General features: G+C 74.2%; 22 protein-coding genes. 5 read left to right on the top strand and 17 right to left on the bottom strand.

The genetic code is table 11. The features are described from left to right. Window positions 1-14 precede the first annotated feature (14 nt). Together ADY01_RS07600 and ADY01_RS07595 are read right to left on the bottom strand one after the other, a co-directional pair. Complete coding sequence (locus ADY01_RS07600) at window positions 15-902, bottom strand: asparaginase (protein ID WP_049567786.1); 888 nt, start codon at window positions 900-902, stop codon at window positions 15-17. Between the two features lie 50 nt (window positions 903-952). Further along, complete coding sequence (locus tag ADY01_RS07595) at window positions 953-1,507, bottom strand: hypothetical protein (protein ID WP_049567779.1); 555 nt, start codon at window positions 1,505-1,507, stop codon at window positions 953-955. A gap of 155 nt (window positions 1,508-1,662) precedes the next feature. Here ADY01_RS07595 and dtd point away from each other — a divergent pair, with 155 nt between their 5' ends. Next, complete coding sequence (gene dtd / locus ADY01_RS07590; protein WP_199826186.1) at window positions 1,663-2,088, top strand: D-aminoacyl-tRNA deacylase; 426 nt, start codon at window positions 1,663-1,665, stop codon at window positions 2,086-2,088. A gap of 34 nt (window positions 2,089-2,122) precedes the next feature. Here the strand turns inward: dtd and ADY01_RS07585 are convergent, their stop codons facing one another. The 6 genes from ADY01_RS07585 to ADY01_RS38945 form a co-directional block, all read right to left on the bottom strand. Continuing rightward, window positions 2,123-3,097 carry a YgfZ/GcvT domain-containing protein gene (locus ADY01_RS07585; protein WP_049567772.1) on the bottom strand — a complete coding sequence of 325 codons (975 nt, stop codon included), beginning with the start codon at window positions 3,095-3,097 and terminating at the stop codon, window positions 2,123-2,125. Window positions 3,098-3,106: 9 nt separating this feature from the next. Then, window positions 3,107-3,547 carry a Fur family transcriptional regulator gene (locus ADY01_RS07580; protein ID WP_049567769.1) on the bottom strand — a complete coding sequence of 147 codons (441 nt, stop codon included), beginning with the start codon at window positions 3,545-3,547 and terminating at the stop codon, window positions 3,107-3,109. 100 nt (window positions 3,548-3,647) lie between these two features. Continuing rightward, a complete protein-coding gene (locus tag ADY01_RS07575) occupies window positions 3,648-4,835 on the bottom strand; it encodes an ABC transporter permease (RefSeq protein WP_049567766.1) in 1,188 nt (395 codons plus the stop codon). Then, window positions 4,832-5,575, bottom strand: a complete 744-nt coding sequence (locus tag ADY01_RS07570; RefSeq protein WP_420715610.1) for an ABC transporter ATP-binding protein — start codon at window positions 5,573-5,575, stop codon at window positions 4,832-4,834. Before ADY01_RS07570 ends, ADY01_RS07575 begins: the two co-directional genes overlap by 4 nt. Next, window positions 5,572-6,636 carry a peptidoglycan-binding domain-containing protein gene (locus ADY01_RS07565; protein WP_053170607.1) on the bottom strand — a complete coding sequence of 355 codons (1,065 nt, stop codon included), beginning with the start codon at window positions 6,634-6,636 and terminating at the stop codon, window positions 5,572-5,574. The genes ADY01_RS07570 and ADY01_RS07565 overlap by 4 nt, the downstream gene beginning before the upstream one ends. A gap of 35 nt (window positions 6,637-6,671) precedes the next feature. After that, window positions 6,672-7,196: a hypothetical protein gene (locus ADY01_RS38945; RefSeq protein WP_049567761.1), complete on the bottom strand. Its 525-nt coding sequence runs from the start codon at window positions 7,194-7,196 to the stop codon at window positions 6,672-6,674. A 123-nt stretch (window positions 7,197-7,319) separates the two neighbouring features. Between ADY01_RS38945 and ADY01_RS07555 the strand changes: the two genes are divergently transcribed. Then, complete coding sequence (locus ADY01_RS07555) at window positions 7,320-8,075, top strand: SDR family oxidoreductase (RefSeq protein ID WP_049567758.1); 756 nt, start codon at window positions 7,320-7,322, stop codon at window positions 8,073-8,075. An 18-nt stretch (window positions 8,076-8,093) separates the two neighbouring features. Here ADY01_RS07555 and ADY01_RS07550 read toward each other — a convergent pair whose 3' ends face one another. The 3 genes from ADY01_RS07550 to ADY01_RS07540 are packed head-to-tail and all read right to left on the bottom strand — an operon-like array spanning window position 8,094 to window position 10,859. Further along, window positions 8,094-9,527, bottom strand: a complete 1,434-nt coding sequence (locus ADY01_RS07550) for a sensor histidine kinase (RefSeq protein WP_049567755.1) — start codon at window positions 9,525-9,527, stop codon at window positions 8,094-8,096. Then, on the bottom strand, window positions 9,524-10,243 hold the full coding sequence (locus ADY01_RS07545; protein ID WP_049567752.1) for a response regulator transcription factor: 720 nt from the start codon (window positions 10,241-10,243) through the stop codon (window positions 9,524-9,526). The genes ADY01_RS07550 and ADY01_RS07545 overlap by 4 nt, the downstream gene beginning before the upstream one ends. Before the next feature lie 40 nt (window positions 10,244-10,283). Further along, window positions 10,284-10,859, bottom strand: a complete 576-nt coding sequence (locus tag ADY01_RS07540) for an FABP family protein (protein WP_049567749.1) — start codon at window positions 10,857-10,859, stop codon at window positions 10,284-10,286. 408 nt (window positions 10,860-11,267) lie between these two features. Here ADY01_RS07540 and ADY01_RS07530 point away from each other — a divergent pair, with 408 nt between their 5' ends. Then, a complete protein-coding gene (locus ADY01_RS07530) occupies window positions 11,268-11,630 on the top strand; it encodes a DsrE family protein (protein ID WP_049567743.1) in 363 nt (120 codons plus the stop codon). Between the two features lie 138 nt (window positions 11,631-11,768). Here the strand turns inward: ADY01_RS07530 and ADY01_RS07525 are convergent, their stop codons facing one another. From ADY01_RS07525 to ADY01_RS07505, 6 genes are all read right to left on the bottom strand, one after another. Further along, window positions 11,769-12,056: a DUF1416 domain-containing protein gene (locus ADY01_RS07525; RefSeq protein WP_049567740.1), complete on the bottom strand. Its 288-nt coding sequence runs from the start codon at window positions 12,054-12,056 to the stop codon at window positions 11,769-11,771. Between the two features lie 68 nt (window positions 12,057-12,124). Continuing rightward, the gene (locus ADY01_RS07520) at window positions 12,125-12,964 is read right to left on the bottom strand and encodes a sulfurtransferase (protein ID WP_049567738.1); all 840 of its coding nucleotides are present in this window, start codon (window positions 12,962-12,964) and stop codon (window positions 12,125-12,127) included. A gap of 114 nt (window positions 12,965-13,078) precedes the next feature. Then, window positions 13,079-13,180 (bottom strand): putative leader peptide, encoded by a 102-nt coding sequence (locus ADY01_RS41510; RefSeq protein WP_324612901.1) that lies wholly within the window; start codon window positions 13,178-13,180, stop codon window positions 13,079-13,081. A 121-nt stretch (window positions 13,181-13,301) separates the two neighbouring features. Further along, on the bottom strand, window positions 13,302-14,021 hold the full coding sequence (locus ADY01_RS07515) for a DUF2993 domain-containing protein (RefSeq protein WP_049567735.1): 720 nt from the start codon (window positions 14,019-14,021) through the stop codon (window positions 13,302-13,304). 122 nt (window positions 14,022-14,143) lie between these two features. Beyond that, window positions 14,144-14,974 (bottom strand): hypothetical protein, encoded by an 831-nt coding sequence (locus tag ADY01_RS07510; protein ID WP_053170604.1) that lies wholly within the window; start codon window positions 14,972-14,974, stop codon window positions 14,144-14,146. After that, window positions 14,971-15,237 carry a MoaD/ThiS family protein gene (locus tag ADY01_RS07505; protein WP_049567728.1) on the bottom strand — a complete coding sequence of 89 codons (267 nt, stop codon included), beginning with the start codon at window positions 15,235-15,237 and terminating at the stop codon, window positions 14,971-14,973. The genes ADY01_RS07510 and ADY01_RS07505 overlap by 4 nt, the downstream gene beginning before the upstream one ends. A gap of 237 nt (window positions 15,238-15,474) precedes the next feature. Between ADY01_RS07505 and ADY01_RS07500 the strand changes: the two genes are divergently transcribed. Together ADY01_RS07500 and ADY01_RS07495 are read left to right on the top strand one after the other, a co-directional pair. Next, complete coding sequence (locus tag ADY01_RS07500) at window positions 15,475-16,230, top strand: winged helix-turn-helix transcriptional regulator (protein WP_049567725.1); 756 nt, start codon at window positions 15,475-15,477, stop codon at window positions 16,228-16,230. Between the two features lie 75 nt (window positions 16,231-16,305). Then, window positions 16,306-17,340: a LacI family DNA-binding transcriptional regulator gene (locus ADY01_RS07495; protein WP_049567722.1), complete on the top strand. Its 1,035-nt coding sequence runs from the start codon at window positions 16,306-16,308 to the stop codon at window positions 17,338-17,340. Window positions 17,341-17,497: the final 157 nt, after the last annotated feature.

Below are 17,497 nucleotides of genomic sequence, written 5' to 3'. Positions count from 1 at the left end.
CTCCACTCACACGTTCAGATGATCGCGCGCACCTCGCCCACCGGCCTGCCGCCGCCCAGGACGGGGGAGGGCGGGAGGGAGCCCGCGGTGACGCCGAGGGTGGCCAGGACCGCGGTCAGCACGGGCACGCGGGCGCGGGCGTTGCCGTCCTCGATCTTGAACGCCAGCGCCCTGCCGTCCGGCAGGGCCACCGCCTGCACCCCCTCCGCGCCCCCCTTCGCCATCACGCCGGGCACCTCCCGCATCAGCAGCGTGTCGGGCCGCTCCGTGCCGGCCACGTACTCCGGGTGCGCCCGCATCGCGTCCGCCACCCGCCGCTCGGGGCTGCCCGGCGCGGCCAGCACATGGGCGCGGAACGCCCGTGCCAGGCCCGTCAGCGACAACGCGAACAGCGGCGCCCCGCACCCGTCCACGCCGGTGTGCGCTATCTCCTCGCCCACCAGCTCCGCCACCGTCCCCCGCAGCGCCACCTGGAGCGGGTGCCCCGGATCGGTGTAGGCCGCGACCGGCCAGCCCCGCGCCACGCAGGTCGCGAGCATCGCCGCGTGCTTGCCCGAGCAGTTCATCGCGGACTTCGTCGGGTCCGGCGGGCACGCCAGCGCCTCCTCGGTCAGCCCGTGGTCGGCCAGCACCGCGGCCACCAGCTCCCGGTGGAAGTCCTCGCCCGCGTGGCTCCCGGCCGCGATCGCCAGCCGCTCCCCCGAGACGTCGAGCCCGGCGCGCAGCATCCCCGCGGCCTGCATCGGCTTGTTGCTCGACCGGGGGAAGACCGGCGCCTCCACGTCGCCCAGCGCCCGCTCCACCGAGCCGTCCGCGGCGAGCACCACCAGTGAGCCGTGGTGCCTGCCCTCCACGAATCCGGAACGGACCACCTCGGCGAGCACGGGCGATGTCGCCGCCATGGCACACCCCCACCTTTCGGTCTTCAGCGCGGCGAGCCCGGACCGCGGGCTCAGGACAGCAGGTCGTCGACCTGCGCCTCGCCCTCACGGTACCTGCGGGCGATCTCCGCCCCGCAGCCGTCCGCCGTCCTGTGCAGCTCCTGCCGCCGCCGGGAGACGTGCGCCTCCCACCGGGCCAGGCGCCCCAGCGCGTCGTGCAGTTCGTCGTCGTCGAGCGCGGACAGGTCGGAGAGCTCGACCTGGCCGAGCATCTCCTCCGTCAGCTGCCGGTACTCCTCGCTCAGCGGTGTGCCCAACGTCACATGCCTGGCCGAGGAGCGCTGGCGCGAGGGGCCGTCGGCCAGGATCCGCGGGAGCTGATCCAGCAGCCCCGGCTCCTGCGCGATCCTCCGCCGCCGCTCCGCCTGCAGGATGTCGATGCGCCCCTGCAACAGCCGCCGCACGAAGCTCAGATCTCGCTCCTCGCGCAGGGCGGCGCGCCGCAGCGCGCGCAGCTCTGGCAGGCCAAGCTCCGGGAGCCCCCCCTTCGGGGGGCCCACCTGGGGCGGCGCGGGCTGCGCAGCGCTCCGGTGAGCGCTGCGCGTACCGGAACCCGGTGTGATCATGCGGTTTTAGTCCCCTCGTCCCCGTTTCGGTGCGGTAGCGCGGTACGTACCCCGTGCCATGCATCGTGTCACTGTGTACCCGCGTAACGCAGCGTTCCGGCACCCATCCGGCGGGCGCTCACGGCGCACAGGAACGTTCCGGCATGATGATCCGCATGCGAGCTGTGGTGCAGCGGGTCGACGGCGCGGCCGTCGAGGTGGACGGCGAGACCGTCGGCGAGATCGTGGGCGAGGGCCTGTGTGTGCTGGTGGGCGCCACGCACGGGGACACGGCGGAAACGGCCGCCCGACTGGCGCGCAAGCTGTGGACCCTGCGTGTCCTCGACGGGGAGAAGTCCTGCTCCGACACCGGGGCGCCGTTGCTCGTCGTCTCCCAGTTCACTCTCTACGGTGACGCCCGGAAGGGGCGGCGGCCCACTTGGAGCGCCGCCGCTCCCGGTGAAGTCGCCGAGCCGCTGGTGGAGTTGGTCTGCGAGGAGCTGCGCCGTCTCGGCGCCACCGTGGCGACGGGCCGGTTCGGCGCGGCGATGCGGGTCTCCCTGACGAACGACGGCCCCTTCACCGTGCTGATCGACCTCTGATCGACCTCCGATCGACCTCCGAGCCGCGCGGCGCTCAGACGGCGACGATGACCTCCTGGGCCGCCGGGGTGTCGCCCGCGAGCAGCTCGGCGTCGGCCGGGACGTTCCGCTTGACGAGCGCCAGCGCGATCGGGCCCAGCTCGTGGTGGCGGGCCGAGGTGGTGACGAAGCCCAGCTGCCGGCCCTCGGCGCCGTCCGCGGCCAGCCGGATCGGGGCGCCGTGCTCGGGCAGCCGCACCTCGCTGCCGTCCAGGTGCAGGAAGACCAGGCGGCGCGGCGGGCGGCCCAGGTTCTGGACGCGGGCCACGGTCTCCTGGCCCCGGTAGCAGCCCTTCTGGAGGTGCACCGCGCTGTCCAGCCAGCCCAGCTCGTGCGGGATGGTCCGGTGGTCGGTCTCGCGGCCGAGCCGCGGACGGTGCCCCTCGACGCGCAGCGCCTCGTACGCCAGCACGCCGATCGCGGGCCCGTGGCCGTCGGCGAACGCGCGGAGCCCGTCGCGCGGCAGGAAGAGATCGCGGCCGTGCGGCGTCTCGCGGACCACCGTGCCCTCCGGCGCGGGCGCGATCGAGCCCGCGGGCAGGTGGACCACGGCGAACGCGTCGGTCCGGTCGGCGATCTCCACCCGGTAGAAGAACGTCATGCTCTCCAGATAGCCGATCAGCGCCGCCGCGCCGCCCGGTTCGGTGTGCGCCCAGACGGTCTCGCCGTCGTCCACCAGGTACAGCACATGCTCGATGTGGCCCTTGGCGGAGAGGATCAGCGACTCGGTGGCGTGCCCGGGGGCGAGCTCCTCCACATGCTGGGTGAGCAGCAGGTGCAGCCAGCTCAGGCGGTCGGGGCCCGAGACGGTGAGGACCTCGCGGTGCGACAGGTCGACGAAGCCCTCGCCCGCGGCGAGCGCGCGTTGCTCCTTGAAGAGGTCCCCGTAGTGCGCGGCGACCCCGGCGTCGGGGGCGTCGCCCTCGACGGCACCGGGCAGGGAGAGCAGGGGGCTCGCATACGACGGCATACCGCCAGCCTACGGCGTCCCGTCCGCTTCTCCTCCGGCCGAGCAGTTCCCGCAGCGGCCGAAGATGGCGAAGTGCCGCAGGTCGGTCTCGAACCCGAACTCCTGGCGCAGCCGCTCGGCGAACGGGCCCGCCACCGCCAGGTCCGCCTCGATCACCGTCTCGCAGTCCCGGCACATCAGATGCAGGTGGTCGTGGTGCTCGGCCAGGTGGTACGTCGGGGCGCCGTGGCCGAGGTGCGCGTGGGAGACCAGGCCGAGCTCCTCCAGGAGCTCCAGCGTGCGGTAGACCGTGGAGATGTTGACCCCGCCCGCCGTGCGGCGGACCTCGGTGAGGATGTCCTCCGGGGTCGAGTGTTCGAGCCGCTCGACAGCTTCGAGCACCAGCTGCCGTTGAGGGGTCAGCCGGTACCCGCGGTTGCGCAGATCGGTCTGCCAGTCGGTGCTCACCACGTGGCCCAGTGTAAGAGGAGAGGGAAGGGCACGGACCCCGTCCGAGGGGACGCGACGGGGTCCGTGCGAGGAGGCAAGCCCCATCCTGCGGCTTCGGTTGTCAAACCGCCGTAAGTGCCGCCGTGGGCGCGAGCCGCGCGGCGCGGAGCGCCGGGTAGAGACCGGCCAGCGCGCCGATGCCGAGGGCTGCCGCCAGGGCGCCGCCCGTGGCCCACGCGGGAACGAGCGCGGGCCAGCCGCGAAGGGCCGCGTATCCGCCGGTCACGGCGATGCCCACGAGCACGCCCGCCCCGCCGCCCAGGCAGGAGAGCAGCAGCGACTCGATGAGGAACTGGTCGCGGATCTGGCCCTTGGTGGCGCCGAGCGAGCGGCGCAGCCCGATCTCCGAACGGCGTTCGAGCACCGAGATCACCATCGTGTTGGCCACGCCGACGCCGCCGACGAGCAGGGCCACCGCGCCGAGGCCGAGCAGCAGGCCACCGAGGGTCTCGTCCGCGGCCTCCCGCGCGGCCAGCGCGTCCGAGGGGCGCGAGACGTCCACCTCGTTGGGGGCCTCCGGGTTGGCGGTGGCGGCCAGCACCTCCCGGACCGCGCCGACCGCGGACTCCTCCGAGCGCGTGTACACCGTGGTGGCGTGGCCGTCGAAGCCCAGCTCCTGTTCGGCGACCGGCCAGCCGACCAGCGCGGCGGTGTCCAGCTCGGGCGCGAGCGGCGTCGGCGCGAGGATGCCGGTCACGGCGAACCAGCCGCCGCCCAGCCACACGCGCGTCCCGGGCCCCGGCTCGTGGACCCCGAGCCGTCGCGCGGCGTCCGAGCCGAGGACCACCGCCGGGTAGGCGCCGGTGGCCTCGTTGAGCCAGGCGCCCTCGGCGACCGTGAGGCCGACGGTCTGCGGCAGGCCGAGCCGCGCCGCGTAGACGCCGAGGCCGCCGGTCTCGGGCTCGGGAACGAGGTCGTTGCGGTAGACCCCGGCGTCCACGCGCCCCACGGCGGCGACGGACGTGACGGGCGGGATCCGCCCGATCATCCGGGCCGCCTCGCCGGGCAGCCGCGCGTCCCCGCCGCCCAGCGCCTGGCCGGGGGCGACGGTCAGCAGGTTGGTGCCGAGGGCGTCGAGCTGCCGGTCCAGGTCGGCGCGGCTCGACGCGGAGATGCCGACCACGGAGATCATGGCCGCGATCCCGATGGCCACCCCGAGCGCCGACAGCACCCCCCGCACCGGCCGCACCCGCAGCCCTCCGGCCCCCGTCCGCAGCACGTCCGTCGGCCTCATGCGGCGGCGCCTCATACGGCGGCTCCCGTCGTCTCGTCGGCGGTGATCCCGCCGTCCTTCAGGCGGATCCTGCGGGGGAACGCCGCCGCCAGCTCGCGGTCGTGCGTGATCACCACCACCGTGGTGCCCGCCGCGTTGAGTTCGTGCAGCAGGCTCAGCACCCGCGCGCCCGAGGCCGAGTCCAGCGCGCCCGTGGGCTCGTCGGCCAGCAGCAGCCGGCCGCGCCCGTCGGGGGAGTCGGACAGCACCGCGCGGGCGATCGCGCAGCGCTGCTTCTCGCCGCCCGACAGCTCGTGCGGGCGGTGGCGCAGCCGGTCGCCGAGCCCGACGCGGCGCAGCGCCGCCTCGGCCAGGGCCCGGCGCCTGGGCCGCGGAGTTCCCCCGTACAGCAGGCCGTCCGCCACGCTGTCCAGCACCGGGACGCCCGCCGCCAGGTGGAACTGCTGGAACACGAATCCGATCGTCGACGCCCGCAGCGCCGAGAGGCGCCGGTCGGAGAGCGCGGCGACGTCGTGCCCGTCGACCCGCACCACCCCCGCGGTCGGCCGGTCGAGCGTGCCGATGACGTTGAGCAGCGTGGACTTGCCCGAGCCCGACGGGCCGACCACGGCCAGGAGTTCGCCGCGGGCGATGGTCAGGGTGGCCCCGCGCAGCGCGGTCACCCCGCCGTGGCGGCGGGTCACGCCGCGCAGCTCGACCAGGGGAGGCGCCTGCTCCTCCTCGGCGCGCACGGGGGCGTGCGCCGGGGCGTTCACTCGGGCACCCCCACCACGGTGCCGTCCTCCACGCCCTCGCCCGAGACCTCCACCAGGCCGTCCGCGAACAGCCCCGTGGTCACCCGGACATAGCCGCCGCTCGTGCCGTCGCGCGCGACCACTTCCAGGCCGTAGCCGCCCTCGCCCAGCGCCACCAGCGCGTGCACCGGCACGGCGAGCACGTCCTCGCGCCGCTCGGCCGTCAGCAGCACGGTGACCGGCGCGGCCTGGTAGCTGCCCAGCGCCTCCTGGTCCTCGACCGTCAGCACCAGCGGAACGGTCACGACCGCCTCACCGCCCTCCGCCTGCTCGGCGGTGGCCGCGCCGATCTCGGCGACCTCGGCCACCACGGCCGTGCCGTCCGGGAGTTCGACGTCGGCCGGCGCCCCCTCGCTCACCAGGCCCTCCAGTCCGGCGTCGAGCGCCACGTCGATCTCCCGCCGGGTGCCGGTGATGTCGAGCAGCGGCCCGCCGCCCGCCGGGGCGCCGGGCGCGGCGTGCACCTGCGCCACCCGGGCGGCGCCCTCGGCCACCACGGCGTCGCCGGGGTCCACGGTCCCGGTCTCCGTCCGGCCCAGGTCGTCCTGCCACGCGGCCACGGCCTCGGCCGTGGCGCCGGTGTAGCTGTCGTCGGCGGTGAAGCCGGTGTAGCCCAGCTCGGCGAGGTTCCGTTCCAGCAGCTCCACGTCCTCGCCCTCGGCGCCCGGCTCCAGCGTGCGGTAGAGCGGCTGGCCGCCGGTGAGCAACGGCACGGGCTGGGCGTTGACCGCGTAGAGCGGCTCGCCGCGGGCCACCGTGTCGCCGGGCTCGGGCAGCCAGGTGAGCACCCCCGGGGCCCCCGCGGGCGGGGTCACGGTGAGCGGGTCACCGTAGGCGAGGGCGCCGGGGACCTCCTCGGAACGGGTCAGGGTCGCCGTCGTCACCTCGGCGGTGGCCGGGGCGGCGGCGGGCGGCGCGCCGCCGTCCTCGGCGCCGTCGCCCCCGCCGAAGCCTCCGGCCGCGACCGCGGCCACGCCCACCGCGGCGGCGGCGCCCAGGGCGATCAGGACCGAACGCAGCACCCGCCGCGTCCTCGATGCCGGTGCGGATCCCATGCTCAGCCCCGTCCCAGTCCGGTCAGGTGCTCCTCGCACGCCTCCATCGCGGCGTCGAACCCGGGCGCCGACGGGTCGATCGCGCCCGGCTCGAAGCCCTCCACCGGGTCCGGGTCAGGCACCTCCAGGCCGTTCTCGCGCAGGCACGCGGCCAGGTCCCGCATCGCCTCCTGCTGGTCCTCCGTCGGCTCGGGGCGCTCGTTGACGCCCTCGGGCGCCAGCTCGCGGCACGCCTCGAACGCCTCCATCAGCGCGTCGCGGCTGCCGTCCTCGCCGATGGCCGCCTGGAAGTCCAGCTCGCCGGTCTCGGGGTCGGGGTCGGGGATGTCGATGCCGTTCTCGCGCAGGCACTCGGCGAACAGGCGGCTCTGCTCGACGGGGTCGGCGGCCTGCTCGGTCGCCGCGCCCCCGTCGTCGCCGCCGCCGTCGGAGGCCGAGGGAACGTCGCCGTCGCCGTCGCCGCCCGAGCCGCCGCAGGCGGTCGCCAGGAGGAGCGCGGCGCTGATCAGGGTGAGTCGTCGTCTCATGGGGGCGATGCTGGGCGCCGCACCATGGCCTCCGCTGTAGGGAGCCTGGACGCCCGCTGGGAGTATGGGCGAGGCCCCGGAAGCGGGCCGGAGAACGTGCGGACGGACGAAGGGGACGGTGCGATGGATCTCGGACTCGCCGATCGGGTCTACGTGGTGACCGGCGGCAGTAAGGGCCTGGGCTACGCGACGGCCGCGGCGCTGGTGGAGGAGGGCGCGCGCGTCGTGGTGTCCTCGCGCGACGAGGGCCATGTGACGGCGGCCGTGGCGCGGCTCGGCGGCTCGGGCAGGGCGATCGGCGTCGAGGCCGACCTCGCGGACCCCGGCGCGGCGGGGCTGCTGGTCGAGACGGCGCTGTCCGGCTTCGGCCGCCTGGACGGCGCGCTGGTGTCGGTGGGCGGGCCCCCGGTCGGCTCGGTGGCGTCGGCCTCGGACGAGCAGTGGCGGGCCGCGTTCGAGTCGGTCTTCCTCGGCGCGGTGCGGGTCGCGCGCACCGTCCTCGGCAGCCTGGACGAGGGCGGCGCGGTCGGCCTGGTGCTCTCCACCTCGGCCCGCTCCCCGATCCCGGGCCTCGGCATCTCCAACGGCCTGCGCCCGGGGCTCGCGATGGCCGCCAAGGACCTGGCCGACGAGGTCGGCCCGCGGGGCATCCGCGTCTTCGGACTGATGCCGGGCCGGGTGATGACCGACCGCACGAAGGAGCTCGACGCCACCGCCGACGAGGGGACCCGCGCCCGGCTCCTGTCGACCATCCCCCTCCGCCGCTACGGCGCCCCCGAGGAGTTCGGCCGCGTGGCGGCCTTCCTCCTCTCGCCCACCGCCGGATACGTCACCGGCTCGCTGATCCCCGTGGACGGCGGCGCCCTGCGCACCCCCTGAGGGGCGCGCCGGGGGCGCTCAGGGCCGGGCGCGGGGGAGTTCCAGGCGGAACGTGGCGCCCGCGCCCGGGGTGTTGGCGTGCAGGACCACCGTTCCGCCGTGGGCCCTGGCCAGGGCGGTCGCGATCGGCAGGCCGAGGCCGGTGCCGCCCGGGGCGGTGCGGTAGAGGCGGTCGAAGATCCGGGGAACGTGCTCGGGCGCGACGCCGGGCCCGGTGTCGGCCACGTCCACGAACGCCGTCTCCCCCGTCTCCCCGACCCGCACCACCACCCGCGCCCCCGGCGGCGTGTGGGTGAGCGCGTTGGCCAGCAGGTTGCTGATGACCTGCCGCAGCCGCAACGCGTCCCCGCACACCGTCACCGGCACGGGCCGGTCCAGCGCGACCTCGCGGCGCGGGTCCCGGGCGCGGGCCGCCTGCACCAGGTCACCGGCCAGTTCGAGCAGGTCCACCGGGCGGCGCTCCGGCCGGGGCCGCTCGTCCAGGCGGGCCAGCAGCAGCAGATCCTCCACCAGCACCCCCATCCGCGTCGCCTCCGCCTCGATCCGCGCCAGCGCCTCGTCGCGGTCGCCGCCCCTGCGGGCCAGCTCGGCGAAGCCGCGGATGGAGGTCAGCGGCGTGCGCAGCTCGTGCGAGGCGTCGGACAGGAAGTGCCGCAGGCTGCGCTCCGAGTCGCGGCGCGCGGTGATCTCGGACTCCACGCGGTCGAGCATCGCGTTCATCGCCGCGCCCAGGCGCCCCGGCTCGGTGCGCGGATCCGCCCCCCGCACCCGCCGCGCGAAGTCGCCGCCCCTGATGTGGCCGGCCGTCGTCTCCATCCGGGTCAGCGGGCGCAGCCCCAGGCGGATCAGCCAGGCGGCGCCGGCCCCGAGCAGCAGCAGGACCACGCCCAGCACGGCCGCGTCGATCAGCAGGAGCCGGTCCACCGTCGCCTCGACCTCCGCGAGCGAGACGGCGTTGACGACGAGGCCGCCGTCCGGGGTGGAGCGGGCGTGCAGCCGCCAGCCGCCGTCCACGGTGAACGGCTCGCCCACCCGCGCGCGCAACGCGTCCGCGCCCGGGAGGCGGGGCCCGCCGGGGTCGTCCGCGCCGGGGACCGCGGCCAGCAGCGTGCCCTCGGGGCCGAGGACGAAGATCCGCCCCGACGCGTCGAACCGGCTCGCCGGCAACCCCTCGTCCCCGCCCCGCCCGCCCGCGGTCGCCGGGGCGAGCAGCAGCGCGATCCGCTCCGAGGTGAACGCGTCCGTCCCCGGCCCCGGTTCGTCCTCGGCGTCCCCCGTGTCCTCGGCGTCCTCGGCGTTTCCCGTCTCGTCCGAGGAGGCCGTGGTGAGCTGCTGGTCGACCCGGTCCGTCAGATAGGTGCGCAGCAGCACCAGGCCCGCGGCGTTGGCCGCCACCAGCGCCAGCGCGCTCAGCCCGGCGGTGATGAGGACGAGGCGCGCGCGCAGCGTCATGACCCCGCCCGCAGCACGTAGCCCACGCCCCGCACGGTGTGGATCAGCGGCGCCCGGCCTCCGTCCACCTTCTTGCGCAGGTAGGAGACATAGCTCTCCACGATCCTGGCGTCGCCGCCGAAGTCGTAGGACCAGACGCGGTCGAGGATCTGCGCCTTGCTCAGCACCCGCCCGGCGTTGCGCAGCAGGCAGCCCAGCAGCCTGAACTCGGTGGGGGAGAGGTCGATGCGCACCCCCGCCCTGCGCACCAGGTGGGCGCCCTCGTCCAGTTCGAGGTCCGCGTAGCGCAGCACCGGCTCGCGCGCCGCTCCCGGCTCCGCGGCGGGCGCGCCCCGGCGCAGGATCGCGCGCACGCGCAGGACCACCTCCTCCAGGCTGAACGGCTTGGTGACGTAGTCGTCGCCGCCCACGCTCAGCCCGCGGATGCGGTCGGTGACGTCGTCGCGGGCCGTGAGGAACAGCACCGGCACGCGGCAGCCGTCCCTGCGCAGCGTGCGGGCGACCTCGAAGCCGTCGAGGTCGGGCAGCATCACATCGAGGACGATGAGGTCGGGCGCCCGCGCGCGCACCGCGTTGAGCGCCTCGACGCCGCTGCCGGCGCAGCGCACGGCGAAGCCGGTCAGGCGGAACATCTGGGCGAGCAGGTCGCGGATGTTGGGCTCGTCGTCCACGACGAGGAGCGTGGCGGCGGGGGCGGACGCGTCGGTTGCGGGCACGCCCGCTGTCTACACCGCCAACCTCAAAATCACCTGGGAGTCAGCGGAAGAACGCGATCCCGTCGTCCGGCAGGTCCTTCAGGTCGGCCACCCACTCCCGCGGGTTGACGGACTTCTTCAGGTGCGCCGACATGTAGGGCGCGAGCGGCACCTCGGGGGTGGCCTTCTCGCCGACCCACAGCAGGTCGCCGTTCACATAGCCGTAGAGCCGCTTGCCGCCGGTGTAGGGCGGCGCGACCTCGGTGCGCGCCACGGCGTCGGTGACCAGGTCGATCTGCGGCTTGCCCTCGGCCAGTTCGCCGTACCAGACCTCGGCGACGCCCTGGTCGCGGACCATGACGACCTCGATCTTCCGCTCCCTGACGCGCCAGTAGCCGTGCTCGGACTCCAGCGGGTCGAGGCGGTTGCCCTCGGCGTCCAGGCGCCAGGTGTGCGAGGCGTACGCCAGGAAGTCGCGGCCGTCGTGGGTGAACGACGCCTCCTGCCCGAAGTTGCACGACTCGGCGCCGGGACCGCCGAACGTGTCCAGGGCGGCGACCCCGGCACCCTGCCAGGTGCCCAGCAGGAACGCGAGCGGGACCAGCTCGGGATGCAGGTCGGAGGGGATCTCGATCATCTCAGCGCTGGCCCTGGTAGAGCTTCATCACGACGAGGGCGGCGAAGGCGCCGCTGCCCACGACGACCAGCGCCATCAGGGTGATGAAGAATGCCTCTAGCACAGTGTGCTCCTCCTGGTGCGGCTGAGAATGTGAATTCCGACCGCGGCCGAGTCTAGTCCTCGGCATCGGGGGAATCTGAAGGAGGGGGACGCCCGGGTTCTGGCTTCCGGGCGTCCTTGACCGTTTTGTGATCACTGCGACTGAACGCGTTTGGGCCACGGTGCGTCTAAGCGCGTGGAAAGGGTGTGGTCATGAGTTGTCCTAACTGTGGCGGGATGATGCACCAGGGCCCGCGAGGCGACTGGGTCTGCGGCACATGTGGCACGACGCGTTAGCGGCGCTGTCCCGCTGACTACCGTGGTGCCATGTCGCACAAGCTGGTGATCAAGGTGACGGCGGGGGCCGATGCCCCCGAGCGGTGTTCTCAGGCTTTCACGGTGGCGGCGGTGGCCGTCGCCAGCGGCGTGGAGGTCTCGCTCTGGCTGACCGGGGAATCCGCGTGGTTCGCCCTTCCCGGGAAGGCGGCGGAGTTCTCGCTGCCGCACGCCGCGCCGTTGCCTGACCTGATCGACGGAATCATGGCCGGGGGGGAGATCACGCTGTGCACGCAGTGCGCCGCCCGGCGGGGGATCGAGGAGGAGGACGTGATCGACGGCGTCCGCATCGCCGGGGCCCAGGTCTTCGTGAGTGAGATCATGCCCGACGGCGTCCAGGCGCTCGTCTACTGAAACCGACCGGACCACCGAACCACCGAGCACGCAGGATGAACGGGGCCAACCGAGCACGCAGGATGAACGGGGCCATGCGAAGGGGCCGTGCTCCCACCGGGGAGCACGGCCCCGGGTGCGTCCGGGACGGCGCGGGGATCAGACCGCGATGGTGACCTCGGTCAGCCCGCCCTGCTGGGCGACGACCGTGCGGTCCGCGGTCCCGCCGGGCACCAGGGCCCGCACCGTCCACGTGCCCTCGGCCGCGTAGAAGCGGAACTGGCCGGTGGCCGAGGTCGGCACCTCGGCGGTGAACTCGCCGGTGCCGTCCAGCAGCCGGACATAGCCGGTCGCCGGCTCGCCGTCCCGGGTCACCGCGCCCTGGATCGTCGTCCGGCCTGGCGTGATGGAGGCGGCGTCCGGACCGCCGGGCTTCGCTCCGCACATGGCGCGTTCCTCTTCCTGTCCTTGTCCTGGTGCCCTGGGTGGCCTGGTGACCTACGTGCCCTGGTGACCTACGCGGCCGGGCCGGTCTCGACGGGCACGCCCACCAGGGAGCCGTACTCCGTCCAGGAGCCGTCGTAGTTCTTCACGTTCGTGACGCCGAGCAGCTCGTGCAGCACGAACCACGTGTGCGCGGAGCGCTCGCCGATGCGGCAGTAGGCGATGGTGTCCTTCCCCAGGTCCACGCCCTCCTCCTGGTACAGCTCGCTCAGCTCGTCGTCCGGGCGGAACGTGCCGTCGTCGTTGGCCGACTTCGACCACGGGATGTTGCGCGCGGAGGGGATGTGGCCGCCGACCTGCGACTGCTCCTGCGGGAGGTGCGCCGGGGCCAGCAGCTTGCCGCTGAACTCGTCGGGCGAGCGGACGTCCACCAGGTTCTGCGTGCCGATGGCGGCCACGACCTCGTCGCGGAACGCGCGGATCGAGACGTCCTGCGGCTGCGCCGCGTACGCGGTCGCGGCGCGCGAGGGCACCTCCTCGACCAGCTCGCGGGCGTCCAGCTCCCACTTCTTGCGGCCGCCGTCGAGCAGGCGGACGTCCTGGTGGCCGTAGAGCTTGAAGTACCAGTAGGCGTAGGCGGCGAACCAGTTGTTGTTGCCGCCGTAGAGGACCACCGTGTCGCCGTTGGCGATGCCCTTGGCCGAGAGCAGCTTCTCGAAGCCCGCCTGGTCCACGAAGTCGCGGCGGACCGGGTCCTGGAGCTCCTTCTTCCAGTCGATGCGAACGGCGTTCCTGATGTGGTTCTTGTCGTAGGCGCTGGTGTCCTCGTCGACTTCCACGATGACGACACCGGCGTCGTCGAGGTGCTCCTGGACCCAGTCGGCGTCCACGAGGACGTCACTGCGGCTCATGCGTGTTCTCCTTCGGCGATCGGGCAGGGAGGTGGGGCGGCGTGCCGGGGGGCGCGCACGGACGCGGAGAAGGTGCGCGGCGCGGCGCGCGGAAGGGGAGATGAGGCGTGGTCGTCAGCCGACGCGGGGACAGAGCATGGCGGCGACGCGGCACAGGTCGACCGCCCGCCGCTTCGTGAGTCCCCCTGCCGGGGTGCCCGTGGCCTGTCGCATCATGACCGCGATCGTACGGACGCGACGGCGCCCGTGTCACCGGTGGACCGGATGCTGAGATACCTCTGCCCGGAATGTGAGATGGCTGAGGGCGGCTCGGGGTCCCGGTGGCCGCCGCCGCCCGTCAGCCGACGCTGACCTGGCTGCCCGTGATGGTGAGGGCGAGCCCCTCGTCGGTCGGGGTGAGCGAGTCCAGCTCCAGGCCGGCCGGCAGGCCGCTGACCGTGCGCTCCTGGTGGAGCTGGTCGCGGATCGCCTCCTGGAGCTCGGGGCGCCCGGTGTCCGGGATCTCCTCCTCGTCCACGCTCAGCGTGATCGTCCCGTTCTCCAGCACGATCTCGCCCGGCATCTCGCCGACGTCCACGTTCTGCCCCATCACGCTGGCCTGGAGGGTCAGCAGCAGCTGCCCGTCGCCCGCGTGACCGAACTCCACCGCGAACCCGTTCCCGCTGACGGCCAGCAGCTCGCCGTAGGCGCGGGACAGCTCCTCGTACCCGATCAGGCCCTCGCCCTCGGCGGTCTCCGCCACCGCGCCCGAGAAGTTCCCCGTGACCTCGACGTTCCGCAGCTCCAGCTCCAGCTCCTCCACCGTGAGCGCCTGGTCGTCCACCTGCGCCTCGTACTGGTCGAGCCCGAGGTCCACGTGGTCGAGGCGGGTGTTCATCACCTGGGTGAGGAAGGGGAAGCCCTGGATCTTCACGTCGGGCTCGGATGAGAGACCGAGCTCGTCGCGCGCCCGCGAGGCGACCTCGTTCTGCGCGACCCACACGGCGACACGGTCGGCGGCGATCGTCAGCAGGACGAGAACACCGACAACGATGAGAGTTATTCGCAGTGCGCGCATCGGGCCGTGATCCCCTTGAGTCGTCTGAAAAGCGACGCGAGCGTAACCCGCGCCCCACCCGCGCGAAGCCCCGGGGCCGCGCTTGCAGCACGCCCGTTACACGCGTGAGTGAGGGGGGAACGTCAGAGCAGCGCCCTGGCCAGCGGGTAGACGGCGGGTGCCGCGGCCGTCAGCGGCAGGGCGACCCCGGCGGTGAAGTGGACGAAGCGCGAGGGGAAGTCGTAGCTGGCGACCCGCAGGCCGATCAGCGCGCACACGCCCCCGGCGGCGGCCAGCGCCAGAGCCTCGCCGCCCATGCCGCTCACCCGGTCCGCGGCCACCGCGCCCACCCCGCCCGCGAGCAGCAGCGCCAGGGCCACCGACAGCACGCCGGGACCCGGCACCGCCCGGCCGAGCGCCGCGGCGCCCACCGCGCAGGCGGTCACGGCGACGGCCGCGCCCGAGACGTCCACGGCGGCCAGGTGCCCGGCCGCCGCGATCGTCAGCAGCGTGGAGGCGGCCGTCGCGATCAGCGAGTCGAGCCGCTCGTCGGGCGAGCCGCGGTGCCGCAGCTGGAGCACCAGCACCAGCACGAACCACACCCCGAGCACGCCGATCACGGCCTCGGGGGCCCGGTCCCGGTCGGCCAACACCAGGGCGGCGTCGGCCGCCAGGCCGCCCGCGAAGGCCAGCGCGATGCCCTGCCGCGCGGGCCACATCCCGTTCAGCCGGAACCATCCGGCGGCCGTCACCGCCTGGAGCAGCACCACGGCGGGCAGCGCCGCGAGCTGGCCCACCGCGGCCCCGGCCGCGAGCAGCCCCGCGAGGAGCGCGGTCAGCGCGGCGGGCTGGATGCCCGGCGGGATGATCGGGGAACGCGCCCGGTGGCGCGGGCCCGCGGCCTCGGCGCGCGGCCCCGTGGACGCGGGGCCACCTCCCGGCCGGAGGCCGGGGGAGGTCTCGGGGGAGGTCATGACGCGCCTCCCGCGAACGGCGGGAGCACCTCGACGGTCCCGCCCTCGGGCAGCGCGACGCTGTCGTGCCCGCGCGCGCCGACCTGCTCCCCGTTGACGAGGAACGAGCAGCGCACGAGCACCCGCGCGAACTCCGGGCTGTCCGCGTGGCGCCCGCGCGCCGCGCTCAGCGCGGCGGCCAGCGTGGTGGCCTCGTACGCCTCCTCCGCCGTCCCCGCGGCGGCCTTCGCCGCCGCCCAGTAACGGATCGTGCCCCTCGCCATCGGCCGGCTCCTCCGACTCGTCCGAACGCTTGCCCTGCCCCTGTCCGTGCGCCCCCATGATGACGCCCCGGCGGGCGCGGGTGTGACGCGCGCCCCTGCCCCGGGTGAATTCTTTGGGCTATGCTGCTGGCGTTGCAAGGATCCGGGCACTGATGCCACCCCGGGTCCTTTTGCGCTTTCTGGGCAGAGCCGCTCGAATCGTCCCCTTGCCAGGACTGAGGAAGGAACGCCCCCCTGATGAGCTCGCTGCTACTCCTGACCAATGCCCTCCAGCCGTCCTCGCAGGTACTCCCCGCTCTGGAGCTCCTGCTGCACAACGTCAGGGTCGCGCCCGCCGAGGGACCCGCGCTGGTGGACGCGCCCAGCGCCGACGTCATCATGATCGACGGCCGCAAGGACCTGCCGCAGGTGCGCTCCCTGTGCCAGCTGCTGCGCTCCACGGGGCCCGGCTGCCCGCTGGTGCTCATCGTCACCGAGGGCGGGCTCGCGGCCGTGACCGCGGACTGGGGCGTGGACGACGTGGTGCTCGACACCGCGGGTCCCGCCGAGGTCGAGGCCAGGCTCCGGCTGGCCACCGGCCGCCAGCAGCTGTCCGCCGACGACAGCCCCATGGAGATCCGCAACGGCGACCTCTCCGTGGACGAGGCCACCTACAGCGCGAAGCTCAAGGGCCGGGTGCTCGACCTGACCTTCAAGGAGTTCGAGCTGCTGAAGTACCTGGCGCAGCACCCCGGTCGCGTCTTCACCCGCGCCCAGCTCCTCCAAGAGGTCTGGGGCTACGACTACTTCGGCGGCACCCGCACCGTGGACGTGCATGTGCGGCGGCTGCGCGCCAAGCTCGGGCCCGAGCACGAGTCGCTGATCGGCACGGTGCGGAACGTGGGTTACCGCTTCGTGGTGCCGGAGAAGGAGAAGGCAGAGGACCAGCACGCCCGCGCGGTCACGCGCGAGGCCGAGCAGCTCGTCAAGGACGCCGCGGCGCGCAGGGGCTGAGCCCGGGACCGGGGCCGGTGCCCGGGATGCGAACCCCGTATCCCACAGGGCGGTTGCGCGCGTAGACTACGCCCCGTGGCCAAGGTGACGCGGGATGATGTGGCTCGGCTGGCGGGTACGTCGACCGCCGTTGTCAGCTATGTCATCAACAACGGCCCGCGCCCGGTGGCCGCGGGCACGCGGGAGCGAGTGCTCGCCGCGATCAAGGAGTTGGGGTACCGCCCGGACCGCGTGGCGCAGGCGATGGCCTCGCAGCGCACGGACCTCATAGGGCTGATCGTCCCGGACGCGCGGCAGCCGTTCTTCGCGGAGATGGCGCACGCGGTCGAGCAGGCCGCGGCCGAGCGCGGCAAGATGGTCCTGGTGGGGAACTCGGACTACGCGGACGAGCGCGAGGTCCACTATCTGCGGGCGTTCCTCGGGATGCGGGTCTCGGGGCTGATCCTCATCAGCCAGGGCCCCAGCGAGCACGCCGCCGCGGAGATCGACGCCTGGGACGCCCGGGTGGTGCTGCTGCACCGGCGGCCCGACGCGATCGACGACGTCGCCGTGGTCCTCGACGACGTGGGCGGCGCCCAGCGGGTCACCAGCCACCTCCTCGGCCACGGTCACGCCTACGTCGCCTGCCTGGGCGGCGTGGACTCCACGCCCGAGTCGGGCGACCCGGTCACCGACCATGTCACCGGCTGGCGCCGGGCCATGGGCGAGGCGGGGCTGAGCACCGCGGGGCGGCTGTTCAAGGCCCCGTACAACCGGTACGACGCCTACCGCGTCGCGCTCGACCTGCTGGCCGGGCCCGACCGGCCGCCCGCGATCGTGTGCGCGACGGACGACCAGGCCATCGGCGTGCTGCGGGCCGCCCGCGAGCTGCGGATCGACGTGCCGGAGGAGCTGGCGGTGGCCGGCTTCGACGACGTGAAGGAGGCCGCGCTGACCGATCCCCCGCTGACCACGGCGGGCTCCGACCGGGAGGCGATGGCCCGCGCGGCGGTGGACCTGGCGATCGGCGAGGCGGAGAACGGGAACGGCGTCCTCACCCACCGGCTCAGGCAGTTCCCCGTGGCACTGCGGATCCGGCGCTCCTGCGGCTGCGACGCCGAGGGCGACTGACCCGGCCGCCCGGCCGCCACCGGATCTCCAGGCGATTCTGAGGCGCGGCTCAGACGGTTCTCATGTGGGTGGCGCACTGTCGACGGCATGAGCGATCACCAGGCACCCCAGGTCCCCGGGCCTCAGCCCTCCTCGTCTCAGCCCTTCTCCCCCCAGC

The organism is Streptomyces sp. SBT349 (genome assembly GCF_001083795.1).
Classification (GTDB): Bacteria; Actinomycetota; Actinomycetes; order Streptomycetales; family Streptomycetaceae; genus Streptomyces.
Note: the sequence above shows the minus strand (reverse complement) of the source record. Positions and strands in the feature narration are given on the sequence as shown.